Annotated in this window: 29 protein-coding genes; 7 read left to right on the top strand and 22 right to left on the bottom strand. The window is 38.2% G+C overall.

Annotated features, from left to right (window positions below; translation table 11 throughout):
• Positions 1–19: 19 nt before the first annotated feature.
• Both ACE1ET_RS02140 and ACE1ET_RS02135 read left to right on the top strand, forming a co-directional pair.
• Positions 20–805, top strand: coding sequence for a Rossmann-like and DUF2520 domain-containing protein (locus ACE1ET_RS02140; RefSeq protein WP_375726708.1), 786 nt, complete (start codon positions 20–22; stop codon positions 803–805).
• Complete coding sequence (locus ACE1ET_RS02135; RefSeq protein ID WP_375726707.1) at positions 805–1,332, top strand: KdsC family phosphatase; 528 nt, start codon at positions 805–807, stop codon at positions 1,330–1,332. Before ACE1ET_RS02140 ends, ACE1ET_RS02135 begins: the two co-directional genes overlap by 1 nt.
• A gap of 3 nt (positions 1,333–1,335) precedes the next feature.
• On the opposite strand, the gene ACE1ET_RS02130 is transcribed toward ACE1ET_RS02135, so the two are convergent.
• A complete protein-coding gene (locus ACE1ET_RS02130; protein WP_375726706.1) occupies positions 1,336–1,749 on the bottom strand; it encodes a gamma-glutamylcyclotransferase family protein in 414 nt (137 codons plus the stop codon).
• A gap of 138 nt (positions 1,750–1,887) precedes the next feature.
• Between ACE1ET_RS02130 and ACE1ET_RS02125 the strand changes: the two genes are divergently transcribed.
• Complete coding sequence (locus tag ACE1ET_RS02125) at positions 1,888–2,253, top strand: iron chaperone (protein ID WP_375726705.1); 366 nt, start codon at positions 1,888–1,890, stop codon at positions 2,251–2,253.
• Positions 2,254–2,298: 45 nt separating this feature from the next.
• Positions 2,299–2,757, top strand: coding sequence for a PEGA domain-containing protein (locus ACE1ET_RS02120; RefSeq protein WP_375726704.1), 459 nt, complete (start codon positions 2,299–2,301; stop codon positions 2,755–2,757).
• 3 nt (positions 2,758–2,760) lie between these two features.
• Here ACE1ET_RS02120 and acs read toward each other — a convergent pair whose 3' ends face one another.
• The 19 genes from acs to ACE1ET_RS02025 form a co-directional block, all read right to left on the bottom strand.
• Positions 2,761–4,674, bottom strand: a complete 1,914-nt coding sequence (gene acs / locus ACE1ET_RS02115) for an acetate--CoA ligase (protein WP_375726703.1) — start codon at positions 4,672–4,674, stop codon at positions 2,761–2,763.
• Between the two features lie 163 nt (positions 4,675–4,837).
• Positions 4,838–6,772, bottom strand: a complete 1,935-nt coding sequence (locus ACE1ET_RS02110; protein ID WP_375726702.1) for a fasciclin domain-containing protein — start codon at positions 6,770–6,772, stop codon at positions 4,838–4,840.
• Positions 6,773–6,995: 223 nt separating this feature from the next.
• Complete coding sequence (locus ACE1ET_RS02105; RefSeq protein WP_375726701.1) at positions 6,996–8,270, bottom strand: sodium ion-translocating decarboxylase subunit beta; 1,275 nt, start codon at positions 8,268–8,270, stop codon at positions 6,996–6,998.
• A gap of 21 nt (positions 8,271–8,291) precedes the next feature.
• Positions 8,292–10,178: a biotin/lipoyl-containing protein gene (locus ACE1ET_RS02100; RefSeq protein WP_375726700.1), complete on the bottom strand. Its 1,887-nt coding sequence runs from the start codon at positions 10,176–10,178 to the stop codon at positions 8,292–8,294.
• A gap of 11 nt (positions 10,179–10,189) precedes the next feature.
• Positions 10,190–10,444 (bottom strand): hypothetical protein, encoded by a 255-nt coding sequence (locus ACE1ET_RS02095; RefSeq protein WP_375726699.1) that lies wholly within the window; start codon positions 10,442–10,444, stop codon positions 10,190–10,192.
• A gap of 311 nt (positions 10,445–10,755) precedes the next feature.
• Positions 10,756–11,238, bottom strand: coding sequence for a hypothetical protein (locus tag ACE1ET_RS02090; protein ID WP_375726698.1), 483 nt, complete (start codon positions 11,236–11,238; stop codon positions 10,756–10,758).
• On the bottom strand, positions 11,235–11,516 hold the full coding sequence (locus ACE1ET_RS02085) for a hypothetical protein (protein WP_375726697.1): 282 nt from the start codon (positions 11,514–11,516) through the stop codon (positions 11,235–11,237). The genes ACE1ET_RS02090 and ACE1ET_RS02085 overlap by 4 nt, the downstream gene beginning before the upstream one ends.
• A gap of 218 nt (positions 11,517–11,734) precedes the next feature.
• A complete protein-coding gene (locus tag ACE1ET_RS02080) occupies positions 11,735–12,739 on the bottom strand; it encodes a TolB-like translocation protein (protein WP_375726696.1) in 1,005 nt (334 codons plus the stop codon).
• 244 nt (positions 12,740–12,983) lie between these two features.
• Complete coding sequence (locus ACE1ET_RS02075; protein ID WP_375726695.1) at positions 12,984–13,838, bottom strand: TIGR01777 family oxidoreductase; 855 nt, start codon at positions 13,836–13,838, stop codon at positions 12,984–12,986.
• 79 nt (positions 13,839–13,917) lie between these two features.
• Positions 13,918–15,216: a 30S ribosomal protein S12 methylthiotransferase RimO gene (rimO, locus tag ACE1ET_RS02070; protein ID WP_375726694.1), complete on the bottom strand. Its 1,299-nt coding sequence runs from the start codon at positions 15,214–15,216 to the stop codon at positions 13,918–13,920.
• 29 nt (positions 15,217–15,245) lie between these two features.
• Positions 15,246–16,196: a signal recognition particle-docking protein FtsY gene (ftsY, locus tag ACE1ET_RS02065; protein ID WP_375726693.1), complete on the bottom strand. Its 951-nt coding sequence runs from the start codon at positions 16,194–16,196 to the stop codon at positions 15,246–15,248.
• Positions 16,197–16,285: 89 nt separating this feature from the next.
• Positions 16,286–16,438, bottom strand: coding sequence for a DUF4295 domain-containing protein (locus ACE1ET_RS02060; protein WP_375719208.1), 153 nt, complete (start codon positions 16,436–16,438; stop codon positions 16,286–16,288).
• A 7-nt stretch (positions 16,439–16,445) separates the two neighbouring features.
• Positions 16,446–16,628, bottom strand: a complete 183-nt coding sequence (rpmG, locus tag ACE1ET_RS02055) for a 50S ribosomal protein L33 (RefSeq protein WP_375726692.1) — start codon at positions 16,626–16,628, stop codon at positions 16,446–16,448.
• A gap of 16 nt (positions 16,629–16,644) precedes the next feature.
• Positions 16,645–16,890, bottom strand: coding sequence for a 50S ribosomal protein L28 (gene rpmB / locus ACE1ET_RS02050; RefSeq protein WP_375719210.1), 246 nt, complete (start codon positions 16,888–16,890; stop codon positions 16,645–16,647).
• A gap of 175 nt (positions 16,891–17,065) precedes the next feature.
• Entirely contained in the window at positions 17,066–17,800 is a 735-nt protein-coding gene (locus ACE1ET_RS02045; RefSeq protein ID WP_375726691.1) for an MBL fold metallo-hydrolase, read from the bottom strand.
• Positions 17,797–18,735, bottom strand: coding sequence for a protease modulator HflC (gene hflC, locus ACE1ET_RS02040; RefSeq protein WP_375726690.1), 939 nt, complete (start codon positions 18,733–18,735; stop codon positions 17,797–17,799). The genes ACE1ET_RS02045 and hflC overlap by 4 nt, the downstream gene beginning before the upstream one ends.
• Before the next feature lie 6 nt (positions 18,736–18,741).
• Positions 18,742–19,731 (bottom strand): FtsH protease activity modulator HflK, encoded by a 990-nt coding sequence (gene hflK, locus ACE1ET_RS02035; RefSeq protein ID WP_375726689.1) that lies wholly within the window; start codon positions 19,729–19,731, stop codon positions 18,742–18,744.
• A gap of 56 nt (positions 19,732–19,787) precedes the next feature.
• A complete protein-coding gene (locus tag ACE1ET_RS02030; protein ID WP_375726688.1) occupies positions 19,788–20,177 on the bottom strand; it encodes a RidA family protein in 390 nt (129 codons plus the stop codon).
• Between the two features lie 87 nt (positions 20,178–20,264).
• The gene (locus ACE1ET_RS02025) at positions 20,265–21,296 is read right to left on the bottom strand and encodes a zinc-dependent alcohol dehydrogenase family protein (RefSeq protein ID WP_375726687.1); all 1,032 of its coding nucleotides are present in this window, start codon (positions 21,294–21,296) and stop codon (positions 20,265–20,267) included.
• A gap of 202 nt (positions 21,297–21,498) precedes the next feature.
• On the opposite strand from ACE1ET_RS02025, the gene ACE1ET_RS02020 reads away from it, so the two are divergent.
• From ACE1ET_RS02020 to ACE1ET_RS02010, 3 genes are all read left to right on the top strand, one after another.
• Positions 21,499–21,981: a glutathione peroxidase gene (locus ACE1ET_RS02020; protein WP_375726686.1), complete on the top strand. Its 483-nt coding sequence runs from the start codon at positions 21,499–21,501 to the stop codon at positions 21,979–21,981.
• A 62-nt stretch (positions 21,982–22,043) separates the two neighbouring features.
• The gene (locus tag ACE1ET_RS02015) at positions 22,044–22,511 is read left to right on the top strand and encodes a MarR family winged helix-turn-helix transcriptional regulator (protein ID WP_375726685.1); all 468 of its coding nucleotides are present in this window, start codon (positions 22,044–22,046) and stop codon (positions 22,509–22,511) included.
• Positions 22,498–22,770: a hypothetical protein gene (locus ACE1ET_RS02010; RefSeq protein ID WP_375726684.1), complete on the top strand. Its 273-nt coding sequence runs from the start codon at positions 22,498–22,500 to the stop codon at positions 22,768–22,770. Before ACE1ET_RS02015 ends, ACE1ET_RS02010 begins: the two co-directional genes overlap by 14 nt.
• A 13-nt stretch (positions 22,771–22,783) precedes the next feature.
• Here ACE1ET_RS02010 and ACE1ET_RS02005 read toward each other — a convergent pair whose 3' ends face one another.
• Positions 22,784–23,401 (bottom strand): MarC family protein, encoded by a 618-nt coding sequence (locus tag ACE1ET_RS02005; protein WP_375726683.1) that lies wholly within the window; start codon positions 23,399–23,401, stop codon positions 22,784–22,786.
• A gap of 127 nt (positions 23,402–23,528) precedes the next feature.
• Positions 23,529–23,906 carry a nuclear transport factor 2 family protein gene (locus ACE1ET_RS02000; protein ID WP_375726682.1) on the bottom strand — a complete coding sequence of 126 codons (378 nt, stop codon included), beginning with the start codon at positions 23,904–23,906 and terminating at the stop codon, positions 23,529–23,531.
• Between the last annotated feature and the right edge of the window lie 93 nt (positions 23,907–23,999).

Genomic DNA, 23,999 nt, shown 5'->3' with positions numbered 1-23,999 from the left:
TAAATTTGCGGTTCTTAAAATGAAACGGGAAATTGTAAATATTGTTTTATTGGGAAGTGGAAATGTTGCCACTCACCTGGGTTTGCATCTGCAAAATATAGGTTATAATATTATTCAGGTTTACAGCAGAACAGAGAAAAATGCCATGATACTGGCGAACCGATTGAATACCGACTACACTTCTGATCCGGAACAACTTAATCAGCAGGCAGACTTGTATCTGATTGCAGCAAAGGATGATTCCATAGCCACAATTGCCTCATTTAACATCCTGAAAAATAAGTTCCTGGTTCATACTGCAGGGAGTGTAAGATCGGATATTTTTATACCATACACGGATAAGTATGGCGTACTATATCCTTTTCAGACATTCACAAAAACCAGAGAAGTTAATTTTAAAATCGTACCGGTTCTGGTTGAGGCCAACACTCCGGATCTTGAAAATGAATTAATAACTCTGGCGGAAAAACTTTCAGAAAAAGTCTTAAAAGCAAGCTCTGATCAACGGGCTATGTTACATATATCGGCTGTATTTGCCTGTAATTTCACAAATCATATGTATGCCATAGCTGCAGACCTGCTTAAAAATAATGATCTTTCGTTCGATCTTCTGCAACCTCTGATTATGGAAACTGCAGAAAAAGTTATGTCAATCCGTCCTGCTGACGCTCAAACCGGTCCTGCCGTACGATTCGACCGGAATATTATGGACCAGCAAATGACAAAACTGAATGAAGTCCCGGTTTATCAGGAGATTTACAGAATTATGAGTGAAAGTATTCAGAACCTTCAAAATAAGAAGTAATGGCAAAAAAGAATTTTAAAGAACTTTTACCGGATATTAAAGCATTTGTTTTTGATGTGGATGGCGTATTATCCGGTGGTCAGATTGTATTGCATCCCAACGGGGAACCTATGCGGACAGTTAACATCAAGGACGGATATGCCATGCAACTGGCTGTAAAAAAAGGATACCCTATTGCTATTATAACTGGAGGAAATACGCGAAGTGTAAGGATGCGTTACAAAAGACTCGGAGTTAAAGATGTGTATATGAAATCGGCTGAAAAGATTCACGATCTGAATCATTTTCTGGAAAAACATCAGCTGGATGCCAAAGATGTGATGTACATGGGAGATGACATTCCTGATTATCCGGTGATGCAGGCTTGTGGCTTTCCGGTTTGTCCCTCCGATGCAGCGCCTGAAATAAAAGCAATCTCACTGTATATTTCAGATAAAAAAGGCGGTGAAGGCTGTGCCCGTGATATTATCGAGCAGGTAATGAAAGCACAGAATAAATGGATGGATGAACATGCTTTCGGTTGGTAAAAATTATTTATGCGATAAATATGCCCGGTAGTTTCCGGAAGGGATGAACTCCAAATCCTCTGCATCGTAATTATATGCATAAACCCAACAACCATGTATAACAGTTCCGTTATTAAGCTGAACAGGCAGTTTTAATCTATGATATTCCCATGGTTTTGGAAATTCAGGAGAACATTCTTCATATTTGTCCAACTGATAAAACAATTGAATAGCCTCTTTCAGCAAATACACCTCACCACAAACTTTCTCATCCTGATTGTCTGTTGGTATGAAACCGGGATAACCATTAATTTCGTAAAGTCTGCCGGTCATGTAAGCTTCACCAAGAGGCATACCGTATTTTAATACCAGTGCATTCATTTCTTTATTGACGCTGGCAATAAGTGTTCCATATATAAATAAAAATTCTTCTTTCAAGCCTTTGTACTTAAATTTCTATATATTATTTCCACTCCAAAATAACAAAAAAGGATGGCATAATGTTATAAGATTATCTAATTTACATTTCTGATTAAGTATTGATTAAAACCATTAACACACTGATAATACCAGATTATGAAAACAAATATTCCCCAAACCGTAGACGAGTACATTATAAATGCCCCTTTAGACATACAGGAAAAATTACAGCAACTCAGAGAAATCATTAAAGATGTAGCTCCCAACGCTACAGAAAGAATCAGTTATCAAATGCCTGCATTTGCACAAAATGGTATACTGGTTTACTTTGCAGCCAATAAAAATCATATTGGCTTCTATCCTACTGCATCTGGCATAAAATTTGCTGAGCCTGAACTAAAATCCTTTAAATATTCAAAAGGAGCGATACAGTTTCCTCATGATCAGGATTTACCGGTTGATCTTATTCGTAATATTGTCCGATTCAGATTAGAGGAAAACACACATAAAATTAAAAAATGAAGGAATAAACTAAATCAATTATCTTAACGATCTAAATGTAAAAATATGAAAAAGCACACCCCACAATTCAGATTAACTGCATTTTTACTTGCAGTCACAGTTTTATTCTCAGGTTGTGTTAGTTCCACAGTCATCAGAACAATTCCTGAAGGCGCGAAACTTTACATGAATGACGAGATAGTTGGAACAACACCATACAAGCATTCTGACTCTAAAATTCTGATGTCTGAGACCCAAATCAGGATTGAAAAGGAAGGATACGAACCTTTTTTTACTACCCTTACAAAAGACGAAGAGATTGATCCCGGAGCAATTGTGGGGGGCATTTTCCTTACGTTCCCTTTTATTTGGGCATTAAGATACAAACCGGTACATACATATGAACTGATTCCTTTATGGCCTGAAGAAAGTATCATTGAAAATCTGGAACAAAAGGATATTCAACTTACTGAACCCAATGATTCTGTTCCCGTTCAGAACCCGGCTGTAAAGATTGTAAAATAAATTTTACTTCTTTACGTCCACGAGTGCACCTGAAATAATTTTATCCACTACCTCTTCATCCAGCAATGTGGTGGTATCGCCCAGATTTGTGGCATCTCCTTCGGCTATTTTCCTTAGTATCCTGCGCATAATCTTACCACTACGCGTTTTGGGAAGACCGGGAACGAGTTGCACTAAATCGGGGCGTGCGATGGGACCAATTATTTTTGAAACCCCCTGTTTTACACTTTTTCGTATACCTTCCTCGCCTCCTGTAGAAAGTTCTCCACAAACAATATATGCATAAATTCCCTGTCCTTTAATAGGATGGGGATAACCAACCACAGCTGATTCATTTACCAGAGGATGTTCATTAATGGCATTCTCAATTTCAGCAGTCCCTAACCGGTGACCCGAAACGTTGATAACATCATCCACGCGCCCAAGAATTCTGTAATAACCGTCTTCATCGCGCTTTACACCATCACCTGTAAAATACAGATTCTTAAACGTACTGAAGTATGTCTCCCTGAACCTTTCGTGGTCACCCCAAATTGTTCTTGCCATACCCGGCCATGGATATTTAATACAAAGGTTACCCTCTACAGAATTACCTTCAAGTTCATTCCCTTCTCCATCAACAATCATGGGCTGAATTCCCGGTAAAGGCAGAGTTGCAAACGAAGGTTTGGTTGGCGTAATACCGGCAATTGGAGAAATCATCACTCCACCGGTTTCAGTTTGCCACCAAGTATCCACAATGGGGCACTTATTTAATCCCACATGATCATGATACCAGTGCCATGCCAGTTCATTAATCGGCTCCCCTACGGAACCCAAAACCTTCAAAGTACTCAAATCCTTACTTTCCAGATATTCATTTCCTTTTGCCAGCAAGGAGCGAATAGCTGTAGGTGCTGTATAAAACTGATTAACCTTATGTTTTTTTACGATATCCCAGAACCTTCCTGCATCAGGCCATGTGGGAACACCTTCAAACATGAGTGTTTTGGCACCAGATAACAAAGGACCATAAACAATGTATGAATGTCCGGTGATCCAACCAATATCAGCTGTGCAGAAATAAACATCACCGCTGTTATATTGAAATACATTGGTAAAGGTATATGCAGAATAAACCATATAACCACCTGTAGTATGGACAATTCCCTTTGGTTTCCCTGTTGATCCTGACGTATATAAAATAAATAACGGATCTTCCGCATCCATCTCAACCGCTTTACATTCATCAGACTGCCCGTTAACGATATCGTGCCACCATATGTCACGGCCACCCTTCATAACAATGTCAGAACCGGTACGTTTCAGAACCACCACATTTTCAATGGAAGGGCATGTCTCGAGGGCTTCATCCGATATTTCTTTTAATGGCGTTATCTTATTCCCTCTGTAACCACCATCAGCGGTTAGAAGCAACTTAGCATCCGCATCATTAATTCGTTCCTGTAATGCATTGGCGGAAAAACCTGCAAATACGACAGAATGAATAGCTCCAATCCTTGCACAGGCGAGAAGGGCAATTGCAAGTTCAGGTACCATAGGCATATATATAGCAATCCTGTCTCCCTTTTCCACTCCTAGTTGCTGCAATGCATTGGCAAATTTGTTAACCTCAGAAAATAATTCATTATAGGTTAGTGTCTTTGATACTTCCGAAGGGTCGTTGGGTTCCCATATTATTGCAGGTTGATTTCCATACGTAAAAAGATTACGTTCAAAAATATTTTCCGTAATGTTAAGTTTACCGTTAACAAACCAGTTTACATCAGGCTTTTCAAAATTCCAGTCTATAACTTTATCCCAACGTTTTCGCCAGTAGAAACAATCGGCCTGCGCTGCCCAGAATTCATCCGGATTTGCAATACTCTTTTGATACTCATGAATGTATCCTCCCAAACTGTGGATTTTATTAATCATTTTAAATCAGAATAAGGTTAAACATCGATTTATCAATTTAAACTAATTTAAAATAACAATCTGCAAAGTGATACAGTTCAAACTTTTATCATATCGTAATGCTTCGAAAAAAAAGCCTGTGTAAAAAAATACACAGGCTTCACACTATTGTTGATAATTAATATTAATCAATTCCTTCACCTTCAATGGCTTCAACAGGCACAAACTCCAGATAGTCCATTTGAAACTGACCTGTTCTGGATGCTTTAATATGAAATTTATGTTCTTTAACTTCGTTAAAAGTATATATCCCAAGAATTCTTCTTAAAACATTTGAACTTAAACGCACGTTCACTGTAGCATTTGAATAAAAACCCCCATCTGACTTGTAACTGGAGGGCCCTTTCATGTATCCCCTGTTGCGCATGGTTTTGTCATTCTCGTATCCGTTCGGATCAGCCGAATTTGAACCGGGTAATTCATACCCTATTGAAGGATTGGTTGCCAAAATATTAAGATCCAAAGGAATACCCGTAGGCACTCCATCCCAGTACATCTGAACGGCTCCCCTATTACCGTTAGAATGATAGCACATCCGCACTTCGTATGTTCCTTTAGGAATAATAGGCGTTGTTATGGTAAATTCATACAATCCTTCCAGCAGGAATATCTCATCGCCCTGAAAATCGATAAGACGTGAGTCGTAGCAGTAATAAAAAAATACAGTCTGTTCAGAAAATTCTAACCGATCAACATATCCATGAGGAAGAATAAATCTGCTTCTGTTGTTCACTCCGTCTCCAATACCTCTCATGTTATTGTTTGTAAGTTCAGGAAAGAAGGAAGCCAGGTCCAGCCTCAGTCTTTTACTTGAAACTTCAGAAGCTACATTCAGGTCATACTGCAATATACCATCAATCTCATGGTAAACACCATTCAATGCATCATTGTCATAATCATCAGTCAGAGTAATAAATTCACCGGTTGTACTGTTGTAATTAAACACATTCGTTCTGTTACTGCTTCTTAATGTTCTGACTTCCATCAATGTCTTCGGACACATCATTTCCACATATTCATACATATCAAATGATTGAATAGTGTTAGATGTATTATAATAGTCAATAATAAACTTCGTACGACCAATTTGCTTGTTAATGAGATGGTAAGCAACAAATTTATTCAGGCTGTTTCTTGGATCTGTAATGTCTTCTACACCTGCATCTTCCGGGAAAACGGCATCATATACAGTTTTGGCATATGCTTTCATGTCTTCGAGGTTTTCAATTCCATGTGCTCGGTACGTGGAATCGCTTTCCATCAAGGCTGTATAGCCGTATTTTTTAAATTCAGGAACATAAATCGTCGTTCCCAAACGTTCCCTGGGTACATCATCATAATAATTATTCCAATAAGTATAACTATAAGATTCATCTTCAATTAAATTCAGCTTTTCATCAAGATGAGTAGCCTGTAGAACTTCTGAAAAAAGACTGAATTTTGGATCGTCATTTATAGCTTCTACCAGAGTTTTCTCCGTTGGCTTCAATACCTCTCCGATCACATGAATTATTCCATTATGCACTATTATATCAGGATTGAGAATTGGTGACGTCTTATTGACACGAATAGTATGATCCCCTGTTTGAAAACCGGAGAAAGTTACTGAAATATAACGTTTACTCATTGTAAGATATGGAAGTCTCCCTTCAAGAAAGCTTTCCGTTCCCAGTTCCTCATCTTTAATAATGTGATCATATGCAATTTTTTTCAGAGTATCAACTGAAAAATCCTCCAGCGAACTTCTTCCTTTTGATGCATAAAATTCATGCATGGCCTTATTTGTCGGCGCAAAACAAGTATATTGCCCATACGCGTTTAAAAGCCCCATAACCTCTGTCGTATCCAATAATTTTCTGAATTCAGAGAAGGAATCCGGACGGTTCATAAAATAACGTCCCATCATCTCTTCTTTAAACGTGTAATAACTGCTACGCGTTATATTGTCACTGTTGCAGGATACAAACAATACAGAGAAAAATAATGCTATGTATACCAGGGATTTAAACTGATAACCTGATTTCCTAAAATTTTTATTTACAATTTTACCAGTATTCATATTTTGTATTATCAGAAAGGTTTAATAAAAAGATTAATCCTACATATTTCTAAATAAAATACCACAAATTAAATTATAATTAAGCGCAATAATTGGTATAATTTCGAAATATCATGTCATATTTTCACAAAGATAATTCGAATTTCTCTTTATTAATTACATAAATATACAAAAAAAGAGCCGGACTAATATCCGGCTCTTAAAAGCATAGAATTTAAATATTTTAACCAAGGAAGGATATCAAAACTCCTGCTGCAACGGCAGACCCAATCACACCCGATATATTACTTGCCATACAATATTGCAATACATGATTACTGGAATCTTTTGTTAAGGCAATTTCATTGGCAACCCTTGAAGCCATTGGAACCGCACTTAAGCCTGTGGCTCCAACAAGTGGATTAATCTTTTTCTTGCTGAAAAGATTATAAATCTTCACCGCATAGATACCTCCGGCAACGGAGATTGAAAAGGCAATAAAGCCACCTCCTACAATCATCAGTGTCTTCCAGTCCAGAAATACATCAGATGTCATCGTTGCCCCTACCGTTAATCCCAAAAAGATAGTACTACTATTCATAATTGAATTACTGGCAGCATCAAACAAGCGGAACGTATTAGCTCCGATTTCCTTAACCAGGTTACCAAATAACAACATCCCCAGCAAAGGCACGGCAGAAGGGACAAAAATTGAAACCACGATACCCAGAACAATAGGGAAAGCAATCTTCGCTGCCTTCAGATTCTTGATCTGGTATTTGGGCGGAAATTTCTTATCCATCTGCTTCATATTGATTTTTAACTCCTTATCGCCACAGGTTAGTCTCACCACAAAGGGTATAATTACCGGAACCAAAGCCATATACGAATATGCTGCAATAGCGATTGGACCCAATAAATGAGGTGCCAGTTTCAGCGTTGTATATATAGCAGTCGGGCCATCTGCTCCCCCAATAATTCCCAATGAACCTGCTTCTTTGGGCGTAAAACCAACAGCTGTAGCACCAAACAGAACAGCAAAAATACCAATCTGGGCTGCAGCGCCAAAGAAAGCAAGTTTAAGGTTACGCAACATCGGACCAAAATCTGTTAAGGCTCCTACTCCCATAAAAATCAATGGAGGAAGTAGTCCGGTTTTAATCAGCGAGTAGTACAGGAAATTCATAATCCCGTATTCATGCGCTATCTCAAACAGATTCATATAAGATGATTGTTCGGCCATATGAGCTACAACTTTAGGGTCCAGTGCTTTTATCGCTTCAGGATCCATTCCTGAAAAAGCTGTATGAACCCAGTCAGCGGGTACTACTCCCATCGTTCCACCCGGCAGGTTGGCTAAAATAACCCCCATCCCAATAGGAACCAGTAGTAACGGCTCGTACTGCTTCTTTATACCAAGATACAAGAGAAATGCACCTACTGCCAGCATGAGGAGATATCCAGGATTCGCTGCCAGTTCAGACAGCGCCGTCATCTCAAATAAACGTCTTAATATCATAATATTACTATTCGTAAGTCATTAAGCCAGCTTGAAGAGCACATCGTCTTCTTCAACATCTGAACCATTATCAAAACATATTTCAACCACTGTACCTGATACATCAGCTTTAATGGCATTCATAGTTTTCATGGCTTCGATGTAACCAACCAAATCTCCTTCATTTACTTTATCTCCAACCTTTACAGCTTTATCGCCGGCATTTTTCACCAGATAAAATTTACCTTCAAGCGGAGCAATAATTTCCGCACTTCCCTGAGCTGGTTGTGCTGCTACTACAGGAGTTTCATCTTTTTTTGTTTCCTGAACCGGAGCAGAACCGGAACTCTTTCCGTAAGATACAGTGACATTAAATTTTTCACCATCCACAGATACAACCATCTGCTTAGGAGTGGTATCCATTGCCGGTGCAGCTGCCTGAATTGCAGGAGCAGACTCAGCAGTCAACGCTTCTTTTTTAGCTTTTAAATCAGCTTCAAAGTCTTCTTTAGCCTTACCGGACTTATACGCCCTGTATTGTTCCGGATGCATGGCCAGTTCGAACAATTCTTCATCATCCTGTCCGTAATCCCAACCTTTTTCATCCATCTCTTTTTTGAAGTCTTCCAAGGCATCAGGATATTCATTTTGTGGAATTCCTGTAAAAAATTCCTTGCCCTGTTCTTTGGCCAGTGCAATAATTTCCGGCGCAAGTTTACCCGGAACCTGCCCTGTTTTGCCGAGAATCATATCCCAAACCGAATCCGGAATCATGGACCAGCGTTCCTGACCTTTTTCCATTTGCATCACATTCATCAATGCGACATTTTTAACATACTGACTGTAAGGTGTTACTAATGGAGGATATCCTAATTTAGGCCATGCATAAGCAACCTCATCAAACAACTTAATCAGAAGATCATCCTGAGTCAGTTCGGCTTCGTTATGCTTAACTTTCCATTTATTCAAACTTTTCAGGTTATTCTCAAGGTCAGCCATTAAACTACCCATCATACCGCCAGGAAGCCCCGGACCAATAAGCAGTGAATTCATGAAGCGGTTTTTCGGATTGATGTACAGACCAAGAAAATCGTCAATAAATTCCTGCGTCAGTTCACGAACCTTCATATAAGCCTTCATATTAATATCGGGTACTTTGAATCCGGCATCACGCAACATTTCGTGAATGGTTAGAATATCCACATGTCCTGTTCCCCATGAAAGCGGTTCCATGGCTACATCAATGATATCGGCACCGGCCTTGGCAACTTCAAGAATGGAAGCAGGAGCAAAACCAGGTCCAGAATGTGAATGGTACTGAATGATAATATCAGGATGATTTTTCTTAATGCCTTTTACAATTTTACCCAGCCAAACCGGACGTCCGATACCGGCCATATCTTTTACACAGATCTCGTCGGCACCCATTTTAATGAGCTTTTCTGCCAGATCCACATAATATTCAACGGTGTGAACCGGTGAATATGTAATGCTTAATGCTGCCTGAGAGATCATTCCTGCCTCTTTGGCAAACTTAATGGAGTTCTCAAGGTTTCTCGGGTCATTTAAGCCGCAAAAAGAACGCGCAATATCTGTTCCCTGCGCCTTTTTAACCTTAAAAAATAAGCGACGTACATCAGCAGGCACCGGAGTCATTCGGATGCCGTTTAATGCGCGCTCAAGCATATGCGTCTTTATTCCGGCCTCGTGAAACGGTTTGGTCCACTCACGAACCGCTTTATTAGGGTTCTCACCAAATAAAAGATTAATCTGCTCAAAACCACCACCGTTGGTTTCCACCCTGTCAAAACATCCCATTTCAACAATGTGTGGTGCAACTTTGGTTAACTGATCTACCCTGGGTACATATTTACCCGACGACTGCCACATATCTCTGTATAGCAGTGAAAATTTTATTTCCCGGCTCATAGTATAATGTTTTATAATTTTTCGACTTTTTCCACCACACCTTTTCCGTTGGTAACTATGCTGACAGCAGCTGAAATAGCTGCCAGTTTTTTAGGATTAATAGTCTGCCTAACCTCAGCAATTTTTTCTTCTAACGGAAGTTTAATAAATCGGTTGGTGAATAATATGATGGCTTTACCTACGTAAACTACCAGCATAAGAATAATAAACACGGTTATCATTCCTATTGCAAGTAATGAAAATGCCATTTGATAATCTGAGTTCATCTGAAATTAGAATTTAAAAGAAATAGATTGGACATTTTTATAAAAAGATGCAATTTTAATCAAATAACTTATAATCTAAAAGTCAATTTGTCAATCCCGCTCATGAAAAGCTATAAGAATCTCTAGCATAAGTCATTCTATCTGCAATTTATACAGAATCTAAATCATATCTACTTTTCTAAATATTTGTTAAAATGGTATAACAGAGGAAATAAGATTCTGATGAAAAAGACAAACACGCAAATGTAAAAACCAACAAAGACTTATATTAACAGATGTATTTCTACTTCCACATTCTGCCAATATCAGGGTTAATTTCTTGTTGCTTCATTTACAGTAACCTGATCATAATTATCCCAGGGGAAAGCTAAAAGCCAGGCAGTACAAGGATCAGTTATAAACTTAGCCTTATTCTTTTCATCTGCAACTTGGTATTTGAATTTAATTTTATAAACGTACTTTAAACTATAGCGAAATAATACAGGTCCACAATCATTCCCGTTATAATTTGGCGAAAGTATCTCATCGGGAAAAGTAAACAAGCTATCAGGAAAATTAAACGTATAAAAATCCATGGATTTATTTTCGCTTCCTTCAAGCAATATACAATAGCCCCTTGCTGTTTTGTTTCCCGTTGTCTGTCCTTCCTCATTCACTTCATCGCCTACAAAAGAACCAACAATATAGCCTTCAACATAATCTGAACTCTCTTTTTTTTCGCAGCCAAATCCCAATAAGATCACCCCAAACAATAACAGAAAGAAATTCAACTGTTTTATATCTTGGGTTCTCATTTGTCATATTTTTTTAATGATGTTAAAATGTTATCCGTGAATGAGGTTAATCCTCCTATTGAGCTATATCCTTTACATGCTTCAAATACTTCGGCAGAATATGAAATATATATCCCGTTAGATGGTATCTCCCATTCTCTCGCAATTACAGGGAAATTACATATATACCCAATCCCATCTAATATTAATTCTTTATAAGAGTATAAAACTGCATTATTACTCTCCGGGTTATAACAAATGAAACGAGAAACATTTTCGTCTAAAGAAAGTCTCTTCATTTCGGAAACGGTAGTTTTAGTTGTATCGAATAATAATATTTTATTTATACTAAATTTCTTTGATAAAATTCAATTCCGATTCACAAGGACATTTAGTATATTTTAAAGGGACATCATCATAGTCGCTATTATCGCAACTTGACACTATTATCAACATACAAAGCAACAACAGAAAAGTGGCTGGCTGGTATGATTTTTTCATAAAATTATATTTAAGGTTAATTATAAATATTTTCATATACATTTTTGGTAATTTGACATTTATTGTCACCATATTTATCCATAATCCATAGTGCACCAAGTGTTTCATTTACTTCGTAATAACCATAATTTATATAAACAATTTTGCCATTTGGGGACCATGAATAATTATAGCAGTAATCAGTGGTTAATTGTTTAAAATCATGGGTATATAAGTTTACTGTATATAACTGATATCCGTTCCCGTCATTCTTAGTTGCCATGAAACTTAATAAGTTTTTAAATGCTGCAAGATGTTGGATGTCGTAAAATGCAGATGGAATTTTATACAACGTTTTTAAAGTATCATTGCAGTACAATTTAACAGACTCCCCTGTATCAGTATTTCTGCTCAAAAATATTAAAGAATCAGAATTAGAATACCAATATGGGGCATGACTATTATATTCTATTAATTTAGTTTGACATGACTCAATATCCACTATCCATACTCCACACTCAACCGTAGTATTGCAAACCCTTTGTGAATAAACGATCCTTTTCCCATCATGGCTCCAGGTGGGATTAAAATTCTCACCGCTTTCTGTTAATATTCTTACAGAAGTAGCATCAAATTCTTTTCCATTAAAAGGCATAATAGCAATTTGGGCATTTAAAGAAAATGCGATCCATTTCCCATCAGGACTCCAGGAAGGGGTAATGAGCATAAAAGACAATGCACGCCTCATATTGCTTCCATCAGGGTTGATTAACCAATACCCCTCCCGAGCCGTATCATATCTATATTGCTTTGTACCGGGACAATTCCCAATTCCCTGATAATGTATGACTTTAGTCAGGGGGTCATGATTAAATCCAATTAAAGTATCTGATGGATGCCATATAGGGCTGTCGTAGGGTGATTTCGGTATAATTGAATAATCAATACAATCGATATCATTTTTATTGTCACAGCTACAGAATACAATAGTGAAAAGTAAACTATATATAAAAAAAATCCATTTTTTTGGAAAACTATCCATTATTCACTCTTTTAAATCAAATTACCATGATTAACAGGTAAAAGCCAATAAAGCTTGGGCACATACTATTGGGGTTCCAACTTGTTATTAAGCAAATTATTCATTGAATTCGGTATTTACGGCGGGCTGCGTTTCATGTTTCAGGCTTTAATTTAGTTATGTATTAGGATGCTTAAAGCTACAAAAAAGTTGCATATAAATTAAATCCTAAAAACAGAATTTAAGATGATCTCAAACTTTCAGTTTAAAGCAAACCGTCAATAGTCGATTTAATATCGGGATAATTAAATTTAAACCCCAGTCCTTTAAGTTTTGCGGGTATAACTTTTTCGCCACCCACAACCACTTCTGCAGCGCCACCATAAAGTAATTTCAAAGCAAAAACAGGAACAGTAAAGAAAGCCGGTCTGTGCAAAGCCTTTGCCAGCGTTAGAGTGAATTCTTTATTGGTGCAAAATTGGGGAGCCACAAGATTATAAACACCATTGGCTTTTTTATTGGTGAGCAGTTCCTCCATCGCCCTGATAAGATCTTCGATATGAATAAAAGACATGGCCTGTTGCCCATCGCCTATCTTTCCACCTACAAACCACTTAAAGGGTTTCTTCATAACCGGAAATGCACTGCCGTCTTTCCCCAATACTACACCAAACCGGGTAATACAGCTACGTATTTCAAGGTCATTAACTTTTTTTGCTTCTGCTTCCCATTGTTTAACCACATCTGCCAGAAAATTATGGCCGAAATAAGGTGTGGTTTCATCGTTTTCATGTTCATAATCATAAATACCGATGGCAGATGCGTTGATATAAACGTCAGGCTTTCTTTTCGTGACGGTAAGGGCAGCAACAATTTTTCGTGTGGTTTCAACACGGCTTGAGAGGATTTCTTTTTTCCAGGATTCTGTCCAGCGTTTTATCACAGGTGCTCCGGATAAATTGATGATGGCATCACATCCATTGAGATATGCAGCAAAGTCGTCTTGTGATAGTTTAAAATGGTTTCTTTTGACGGGGACAATTTCATGCCCTTTAGACATCAGATACTTACTTAACTTTTTACCAATATACCCGGTAATACCTGCAATGGCTATTTTCATATTCTGTTTAATTCATACTTATATCAATTAAACAAAATAAAGCGGATTCTGTTTGAAAATATATTGAAAGAAAAAGAATTTACGAAATTACCTCACCAATCAGATCGTATGATTCTGCACCGGTAATTTTAATCGTATAAAAAGATCCAACATTCAGATTTTTACCACTAACAAGGACTTCAGGGTCAACTTCGGGGGAATCAAATTCTGTCCGGCCAATATAATAGTCTGCTTCTTTACGGTCTATCATTACCTTTAGCTCCTGTCCCTCTTTCTGAACACTGAGTTCATTGGCAATTTCTTCCTGAACCGCCATCAGTTTTTCAGCACGGTCCAGCTTAACTTCTTCGGAAATATCATCGGTCAAATGATCACCGGCGTAGGTTCCGTCCTCTTCTGAATACGGAAACACCCCTAAACGCTCAAAACGGATATCTTTTACAAACTGCACCAGCTCCTGGAAATCTTCCTCCGTTTCTCCCGGAAAACCGGTCATCAGTGTTGTTCTTAAATGAATGCCCGGCACTTCCGTTCTTATTTTTCGGATCAGGTCATATGTCTGCTGTTTAGATACCTGGCGTTTCATCTTTTTCAGCATGTTATCACTAATATGTTGAAACGCAATATCCAGATAAGTGCAAACTTTAGGATTGGTACGCATCACCTCCAGAATCTCAAAAGGGAAACCAGCGGGATATGCATAATGCAACCGAATCCATTCTATGCCCTGAATTTCAGACAAAGCTGTGACCAGTTCGGCAAGTTTGTGTTTTTTATAAAGATCCAGGCCATAATACGACAGATCCTGCGCAATCACCTGGAGTTCCTTCACACCTTTTGATGCTAGCTGTGTGGCCTCCTCAACAAGCTTGTCAATTGGCACTGATTTATGTTTTCCGGTAATCAGAGGGATAGCACAATAGGCACACGAACGGTTGCAACCTTCTGATATTTTAAGGTAAGCAAAATGCGAAGGCGTAGTTACATACCGGTTGCTACTGGTTGATTCTTTATATTTTTTATTTTCAACTAGTTCATCAATAACTTTATTCCAATTAAACTTGCCAAAATATTTATCTACCTCCGGAATTTCACGGTTCAGATCCTCCATATACCGCTCGGATAAACAGCCCATCACATAGAGCTTTTCTATGTCTCCATTAGTACGGGCATCGGCCAGTTGCAGGATCATGTTCACAGATTCTTCCTTGGCATCACCTATAAAACCACAGGTATTCACCACTACAATATCTCCAGTCACTGTTTCGGGATCATGTTCCACATCAAAACCGTTATCAGAAAATTTTTGCAGTAATACCTCTGAATCCACAAGGTTTTTAGAGCACCCCATTGTAATAACACTTACCTTCTTCCTCATACCGAATGGAGTCTGAAAATGAAATTTGATTAACTGAAAAGAGAATCCACAAACTCACGCTTGCGGAAAACCTGAAGATCATCTATGCCTTCACCGATACCAATATATTTGACAGGTATTTTAAACTGATCCGATACGCCGATCACAACGCCACCTTTTGCAGTACCATCCAGTTTTGTGATGGCCAGTGCATTAACTTCTGTTGCCAGGGTGAATTGTTTGGCCTGTTCAAAGGCATTTTGTCCGGTTGAACCGTCAAGAATGAGCAGAATTTCATGTGGCGCACCCGGAACAATGCGGTCCATCACCTTTTTCACCTTACTCAACTCATTCATCAGGTTTACTTTATTATGCAAACGGCCGGCTGTATCAATAATCACAACATCGGCATTCTGTTGCTTGGCAGACTGCAGGGTATCGAAAGCCACGGATGCCGGATCAGCACCCATATGTTGCTTAACCACAGGAACATCCACCCGCTCACCCCAAATCACCAACTGTTCGATGGCAGCAGCACGGAAGGTATCCGCAGCTCCAAGGATGACTTTCTTACCCTGCTTTTTAAACTGATACGCCAACTTCCCAATAGTGGTGGTTTTTCCGACGCCATTCACTCCAACAACCATTATCACATACGGATTGTCAGATACAGGCAACTCAAATGCTTCGCCATCACCGGTTTCATTTTCTGACAATAACTCAGAAATTTCCTCCCTCAGGATCAGGTTCAGCTCTTCAATACCCAGATATTTATCTTTCTGCACACGCTCCTCTATCCGTTCAATTATTTTCAGAGTAGTTTCAACGCCCACATCAGATGTAATCAATACTTCCTCCAGATTATCAAGTACTTCATCATCCACCTTAGACTTTCCGGCTACAGCACGCGAAAGTTTTTTGAACACACTTTCCTTGGTTTTCTCCAAACCTTTATCCAGTGTTTCTTTCTTTTCCTTAGAGAATAATCCGAATAGAGCCATCCTTAGTTTTTTACTGAATTATTGAAGCGTAAAAGTAAAAAAAAACTTCCCTTTTTGGGGGAAGTTCTTTGTATTATTAAGAATAATAATTATTTCTTAAAAAAATCCTTAACTAAGTCGTTAGGAACAATTTCTTCTTTGAAAGAATAAGCTCCGGTTTTATCGGATTTTACCATTTTAATTACTTTGGCATGACCTTTACCGGCTCCTTTCTGTAACGATGCTACTGCTTTCTTAGCCATAACTCAATTATTTTATTTCTTTATGAACAGTTACTTTTTTAAGGATAGGATTGTACTTTTTCAGTTCCATCCTGTCCGGAGTATTTTTGCGGTTTTTTGTTGTAATGTATCTTGAAGTTCCAGGCATACCGCTTTCTTTATGCTCAGTGCATTCAAGAATAACCTGTACTCTGTTTCCTTTCTTAGCCATTGTTCTATCTCCTCAATTAAATATTTTTAGCTACTAATCCTTTTTCCTTTGCTTCTTTCAGCGCTTTATTCAAACCAATTTTATTGATTGTGCGTAAACCTGAAGTTGAAACCCTTAAAGTGATCCAACGATCTTCTTCCGGGAGATAAAATCTTTTATTGATCAGGTTAATATCGAACCGTCTTTTAGTTCTTCTTTTAGAGTGTGAAACATTGTTCCCCACCTGTGCTTTCTTCCCTGTTATCTGACAAATCTTTGACATTTCGCTATGCTTTTATATACGTTTTTCAAACAGTGCGCAAAATAAGCAATTATTTTCCATATTAGCAAAAATTATTTTCCAGAAAATTTCATGCTTTTACGCTTCATTTCAAGCATGTTAACATTTTAAACCTGTTTTCTGAATACAAATCAGAAATACAAAGCCTCCAAAAAATCTATAATTCACTGACCTTTAAATCTTTAATCAACACATCACAATTACCGTCCAGCAAAGACTTAAACATCTGCGCATCGTCCACTTTTCCTTCATACAGGCCGTAATGAAAAGGAATTGCCACGATGGGACCGATATCATTAATGGCTTCAGCAGCTTCCTTCACGCTACTCATGGTATAAGTTTGACCCAAAGGCATAAAAGCAATATCACAATCAATATCTTGCATCTCCGGAATCCGTTCCGTGTCTCCCGGGTGATATATGGATACGCCATCGTATGAAAGAACATACCCTACCCAGTTATTTGCTTTTGGATGATACCTCACTTTAACCATATTATATGCAGGAACTACCTTAACGGCTATGCCATCCAGATCAAATTCATCACCTGGTTTTACCAGTACCATGTTGTCAAAGCCACCTTCACGGAGTTTACCCTCACACGTTTCCGGCGCTACAATCAGCACGTTATTGCCGTTCAGTTTAGCTATTTCATTTACATCCAGATGATCTCCGTGACTATGCGTGATAAACACTACATCAGGCGTATCATTTCCAGGTAGTTTATACGGATCAACATAAACCGTTTTGTCACTGAAAGGTATTTTGATGGATGCCTGTCCGAACCAATCTATTTTTTTTGCAAAGTCCATTACCTCTTTCGCAGATTTCTGACTAAATCCTGTGGTTGAAATCATTGAAATTAAGACAATCCAAACCGTTTTTTTGTTCATTTCATACCTTTTAAGTATTTGTACAATTCATTATCGGTAGATAATATTACCGAGGTTTCGCTATCAAACGTTTTTTCAAATGTCTCCATAGATTTCATAAAGGCATACAATTCGCGTGAACTACTGTTTTTATTGTAAGCATCAGCATAAATGGCAGCAGCTTTAGCATCGGCTTTACCTTTTATTTCCTCAGCCTCTTTAAAAGCACCTGACTGGATCGTCTGCAACTCTCGCTCTTTTTCTCCGTTGATCCTGGATGCTTCACCCTGTCCTTCTGATCTGAATTTATCCGCTATTCTGTAGCGTTCGCTTTTCATACGCTCATATACCTGAGTACGTACTTCTTCGTTATAATTGATCCGTTTAAACCTGAAATCAAGAATGGCAATCCCCAACTCGCTGGCCAGTTTATTAGCTTCTGCCAGGATCATCTTTTCAATTTTAACACGGCCAACAGATATATCCATCAAAGAATCACCTACCATTTCACCAATTAATCCTGAAGACATCGGTTTACGATTACTGTTCCGAACAGCTTCCTCAATATTGTTCTTAGCGATAAAGTCCCTGGTTTCACCATCCAGAATATCATCCAGACGGGATTGGGCACTACGTTCGTTGTTAAAACGTTTAAAGAACTGCAACGGATCGGTTATCTGCCACCGGGCATAGGTATCCACAAAAATATATTTCTTATCTTTTGTAGGAACAAGATCCGGATCTCCATCCCATTCCAGAAAACGTTTGTCAAAAAAGTTTGCAGTCTGAATAAAGGGTTTCTTGAACTTCAGTCCCGGCGTTAGCACAGCTTCTCCCACGGGTTTACCAAATTGGGTAATTACAACCTGTTCCGATTCATTGACGACGTAAACACTACCGGCAAGCAATATTACTGCGATTAATACAATTACGGATATAAATACTAATTTTTTCATGGCTACTTATTTTGAAGGTTGGGGATTAGACATTTGCATTTGTAACAACGGCAATACATTATTGCCATCATCATCTGTAATAATTTTTTTACCAAGCTTTGGAATTACATTCTGCATGGTTTCAAGATATATCCTTCGTTTTGTAACCTCAGGTGCTTTAATATATTCAGAGTATAAAGCATTAAAACGAGCCACATCACCCTGGGAATTATTCACCCTGGCTGTAGCATATCCTTCTGCCTTCTGAATAGTCTCTTCTGCCTGTCCCTTGGCCTTTGGAATTACTTTATTGTATTCGGATTTCGCCTGGTTAATCAGGGTTTCTTTTTCCTGCTGAGCCTCATTTACCTCATTGAACGCATCTTTTACAGGATCAGGCGGATTCACATCCTGCAGAACTACCTGATCAATTTCAAATCCGAGAGAATATTCCGTACATATTTTCTGAACCAGTTCTTCCACCTTGCTTGCAATTTCAGTCCTACCCACGGTCAGAACTTCATTAACCGTTCTGTCTCCTACAACCTGGCGCATAGCAGCTTCTGAGATATCCCTCAAAGTAGTCTCCGGATTTCGAACCTTAAACAGATAATTGTAAGGATCATTGATCCTGTACTGAACTACCCATTCCACATCGGCAAGGTTAAGGTCACCTGTGAGCATCAGTGCTTCATCCCGCACTCCGGATCGCGTATAGGTTGAGCGCACATCAGCCTTCACTGTTCTGAATCCAAATTCCTGTTTCAACTGACGCTCAACAGGTACTTTGTAAAGCTTATCTATAATCGGGAGCTTTACATTCAATCCCGGTTCCACCGTTCGTTGATATTTTCCAAACCGGACGATCACACCAACCTCCTCTGTGTTGATCTGAAAGAATGTACCTAAAAGCAATATGATTATAACAATCGCTGATATTCCATACTTTATAAGCCTGAGAACGTTTTTTACATCAGGCTTTTGAGAACCTAAATCATTAAAATTAATTTGTGCCATAATTAATAGTTTGTTGTAATAGCGTGAATATATTTTCTTTTGGGATCATTACACTTTTAATCCTTTAAAACAGCAACTGCATCCACTTCCACCAGAACACCCAAAGGAAGCGTTTTAACAGCAACCGTTGCTCTGGCCGGAGCAATTGCCGCATCAAAAAAAGATGCATATACCCCATTAAAAGCTTTAAAATTATCCATATCAGACAGATAACAGGTAGTTTTCACCACATCATTAAATCCGGTTCCTGCAGCTTCCAATACTTCACCAAGATTTGTCATAACCTGTTTTGTCTGGGACTCAATCCCACCTTCAACAACGGTCATTGTTTTTGGATCAAGGCCGATTTGTCCCGACGTAAAAATCATATTTCCGGCTTTAACGGCCTGTGAATAAGGCCCAATTGCCTCAGGGGCTTTTTCAGTTGCGATAATCTGTTTGTTCATAAACATCAATTTGGGTTCCCAAGGTAGTGAATTTTAAGCGATAATGTTTAAATAAATGGCTGAACTTTCAGCTATACATAACTTATATTAATCCGATACAACTAAAACTTTTGCACCTTTAATTTTTTGACGCTTAATATCCAGCAGAGCCTCATTGGCCTTTTCAAAACTGTAGCTTGTAACTTCCGCTTTTAGGGGAATTGTTGCCGCGATTTTAAGAATCTCTTCTATATCTGTTCCCGCCACATTAGCGACAGATTTTATCTCCTTTTCCATCCAGAGATGCTTTTCGTAACTGATTTTACGCATCAGATTAACATCATAATCCTCTTTTCTTATTGCATTGATAACCAACCTCCCTCCCGGCCTCAGTCTTTCCATTGCAGATAATACAGGTCTCCACACTGGTGTGGTATCAATAATTGCATGTAGTTTCTCTGGAGGATTATCATCCGTATCGCCAGCCCATTTACAGCCAAGTTCCATGGCAAATTTTCGTTCATTTGGGTTCCGCGCAAACACATATACATCTGACTCCGGATACTGATTCAGAATCATTTTTAATACAAGATGTGCCGAAGCACCAAACCCCGTAAGACCTATAAGATCACCATTCTTTAGATTACTCAACGCCATCGATCTGAAGCCAATTGCGCCGGCACATAACAAGGGTGCTGCCTCTACATTGGTCAAGTGATCCGGAATCTTATGAACACTCTGTTCCGGTATAGTCACATATTCTGCATAACCGCCATTCCGGTCACGCCCTGTTGCCAGAAATTCTGTACACAGGTTTTCATTTCCGGTTCTGCAAAATTCACAATGACCACAGGCGGAAAAGATCCATCCAACACCGACTCTGTCACCTGTTTTAATGTCCTTTCTTGATCCCAAATGTTTCTCAACAGTTCCAACAATCTGGTGCCCGGGAACAACAGGAAATTCAGGAGGTGCAGTACGCCCCTCAATTTCATCAATCTCTGTATGACAAATTCCACATACCTTTACTTTTAGCAAAACCTCGCCCGGTTTAGGCTCAGGAACCTGCATTTCAATTATTTTCAGTGGTTTATCATCTTTTGTCAGATCAGTAATTCTGTCAATAACCCATGCTTTCATATAATATATATCTTTAAATTCTGAGAATTATGTTGAAAACCAATTCTTTTAAATTTAAGTGTTTTCCTTTTAGGAATCAAATCGTTCAGGGATCCTATAACAACTCTTAAAAGTTTATAAAAAGATTTATTATATCGCACGCGATTTAAAATAACATCATATATTTGAATCGCAAACGACATAATTTAAAACAATCTCAAAAATGGACTCAAAATTTTATGATTTCAAAGCAAAAAGCCTTCAGGGGAAAGAGATTTCAATGGACAGTTACAAAGGCAAGACTGTTTTGGTGGTCAATACAGCCAGCAAATGTGGGTTCACACCTCAGTACGAAGGTCTGGAAAAAATGTATGAAAAATACCGGGAGCAGGGTCTTGTAATCCTTGGATTTCCCTGTAATCAGTTTGCCAACCAGGAACCAGGTGACGAAAAGTCTATTGCCGAAGGTTGTATGGTAAACTATGGGGTAACATTTCCAATGTTTTCAAAAATTGACGTTAATGGGGACAATGCACATCCGTTGTACAAATATCTGAAATCAGAACTGGGAAGCGTTTTGGGCAGTAAAATCAAATGGAACTTTACAAAATTTTTGATTGACAAGGATGGCAAACCTGTGAAACGTTTTGCACCGGTAACGAAGCCGGAAAAGATAGAGCCATACATTGAAAAGATGCTGAAATAGCATATTAAGCTGATTGATTTCAGATTAAACTGATATTTTTGCACGCACAGCGTTATAAATTCATGATGAAATACGAACAACTAAAATTAAGTAACCAGATATGCTTTCCTGTATATGCAGCCTCAAGGCTAATTATAAGGGAATATCAGCCTTATCTGGATAAACTTGGCATTACTTATCCACAATATCTTGTTTTGATGACATTATGGGAACAGGATGGATTAACGGTAAATGAAATCGGATCGAAGCTCATATTGAAAACAAACACTTTAACACCATTATTAAAGCGCATGGAAGTTATGGGTTTACTTACGAGACAAAAAGCAATTCAGGATGAACGGAAAGTCATTGTGAAGCTTACCTCGAAAGGAAAATTTATGATGGAAGAAGCAGCCGAAATTCCTGAAAAACTTGTAGCTGACACCGATATTTCTTTGATCAATATTGAAGAATTGATAGATTTGAAAAATAAACTTTACCAGGTCATTGAAGTACTTTCGAAAAAACAAACATTACATGCAAACAACTAACTATACCGTTCTCTTTTTACTGGCATTAGCCGTATTTATCCTTAATCTTCCATTCGGTTTCTGGCGTAGAAATACAAAAAAATATTCATTTAAATGGTTTCTGTTTATTCATCTGCCAATCCCGGCCATAGTATTGATGCGTATTTATAGCGGTGTGGGGTTTGCGTTTGTCACGTATCCGGTTCTGGTATCGGCATTTTTTATGGGACAGTTCGTGGGAAGGAAATACATTGTAAGCTTAAATCCATTCAGAAAATAAATTAGTACCGGTTTTAGACATTCAGCTGTTCAATAAAGACACCAACTCCGGTTAACACCATTTGTACACCAATCGTAGCGACAATCAGCCCAAAGATTCGAATCAATGAATTCATAAGGTTAAGCCGGTTTAATCCATTACCAATCTTACGTGCATAGTGCATAAAGAAGAAATTTATAACTAACGCTGCAACGATTGAAATTATGGTAACCATATATCCGTAGTGAGCAGGAAAGGTAACGGCAGCTGTTATGGTGGCTGGTCCTGCAATCATAGGTAATGCGATAGGAACCGCGGTAATATCCTTTATAGAAATATTCTTATCCAGTTTGATGAATTCACCACGTTGCAGGCCCTGAATTCCATTATAAAACAAAACAACACCACAGGTAATCTGAAAGGCATACAACTGAATATGAAAAACATAATTGAATACAAACTGCCCCAATGCCAGAAAAAATAACAAGATGATTAGTGCCGTAATTGTTGCCTTTATAGCAATATACTTAATAGATTGATGATCAAACTGGTTTTGCAGTGTATTGATCACAAAAACCTTATGAATAGGATTGACTAAGGCAAAAAATGCGACGAGGCAACTTAAAAAGAGATTAAGGTTAAATACTTCCATCGTAAAATAATTTTACTGGTCTTTAAATGACAATCCACATCCAGCATATGAAATGACATACAAATTTTGCGTTATTTTACCATAATTCCTAAAAAGCAGATGTTATAATTTTTTAAAACCGAAAGAATCAGCACATCCCGTTATTATTTGAAGATTCCTTAGGCATCAGCTGAATAGAGTCCCAATGTTCCACTATCTTTCCCTTTTCATCAAACCTAAAGAAATCCATTGTAATATATTCTTCATTGCCCGGCCACACCTGATGCGTGTGGAGTGCAACGAGGTTACCTTCAACCACACTTCGTAAAAAACTGACTGACTTTTCCGGATATTCCTTCTTCATTCGATTAAAATACCTGATAAAGCCTTCCGGTCCATCTTCCACTACAGGATTGTGCTGAATATACCTTTCACCCACATAGAGTTTAACTGCTGTTTCCGGATCACCATTAAATGCCATCCTGTAAAATGATATAGCATTTGCCTTGTTTTTGTTTTCAATCATACCAGTTTTGTTTAACGTCTTTTTATTAAACAAATCAAACCTGAATAGTTTCAAAGTGGACAGTGGGTACACTTATTTGATTCAAATGCAACA

The sequence above is a fragment of the Quyinboa mangrovi genome (assembly GCF_042219825.1).
GTDB lineage: Bacteria > Bacteroidota > Bacteroidia > Bacteroidales > UBA5342 > JBHJHP01.
The sequence above is the reverse complement of the archived record's forward strand: the minus strand, read 5'-3'. Positions and strand labels throughout refer to the sequence as shown.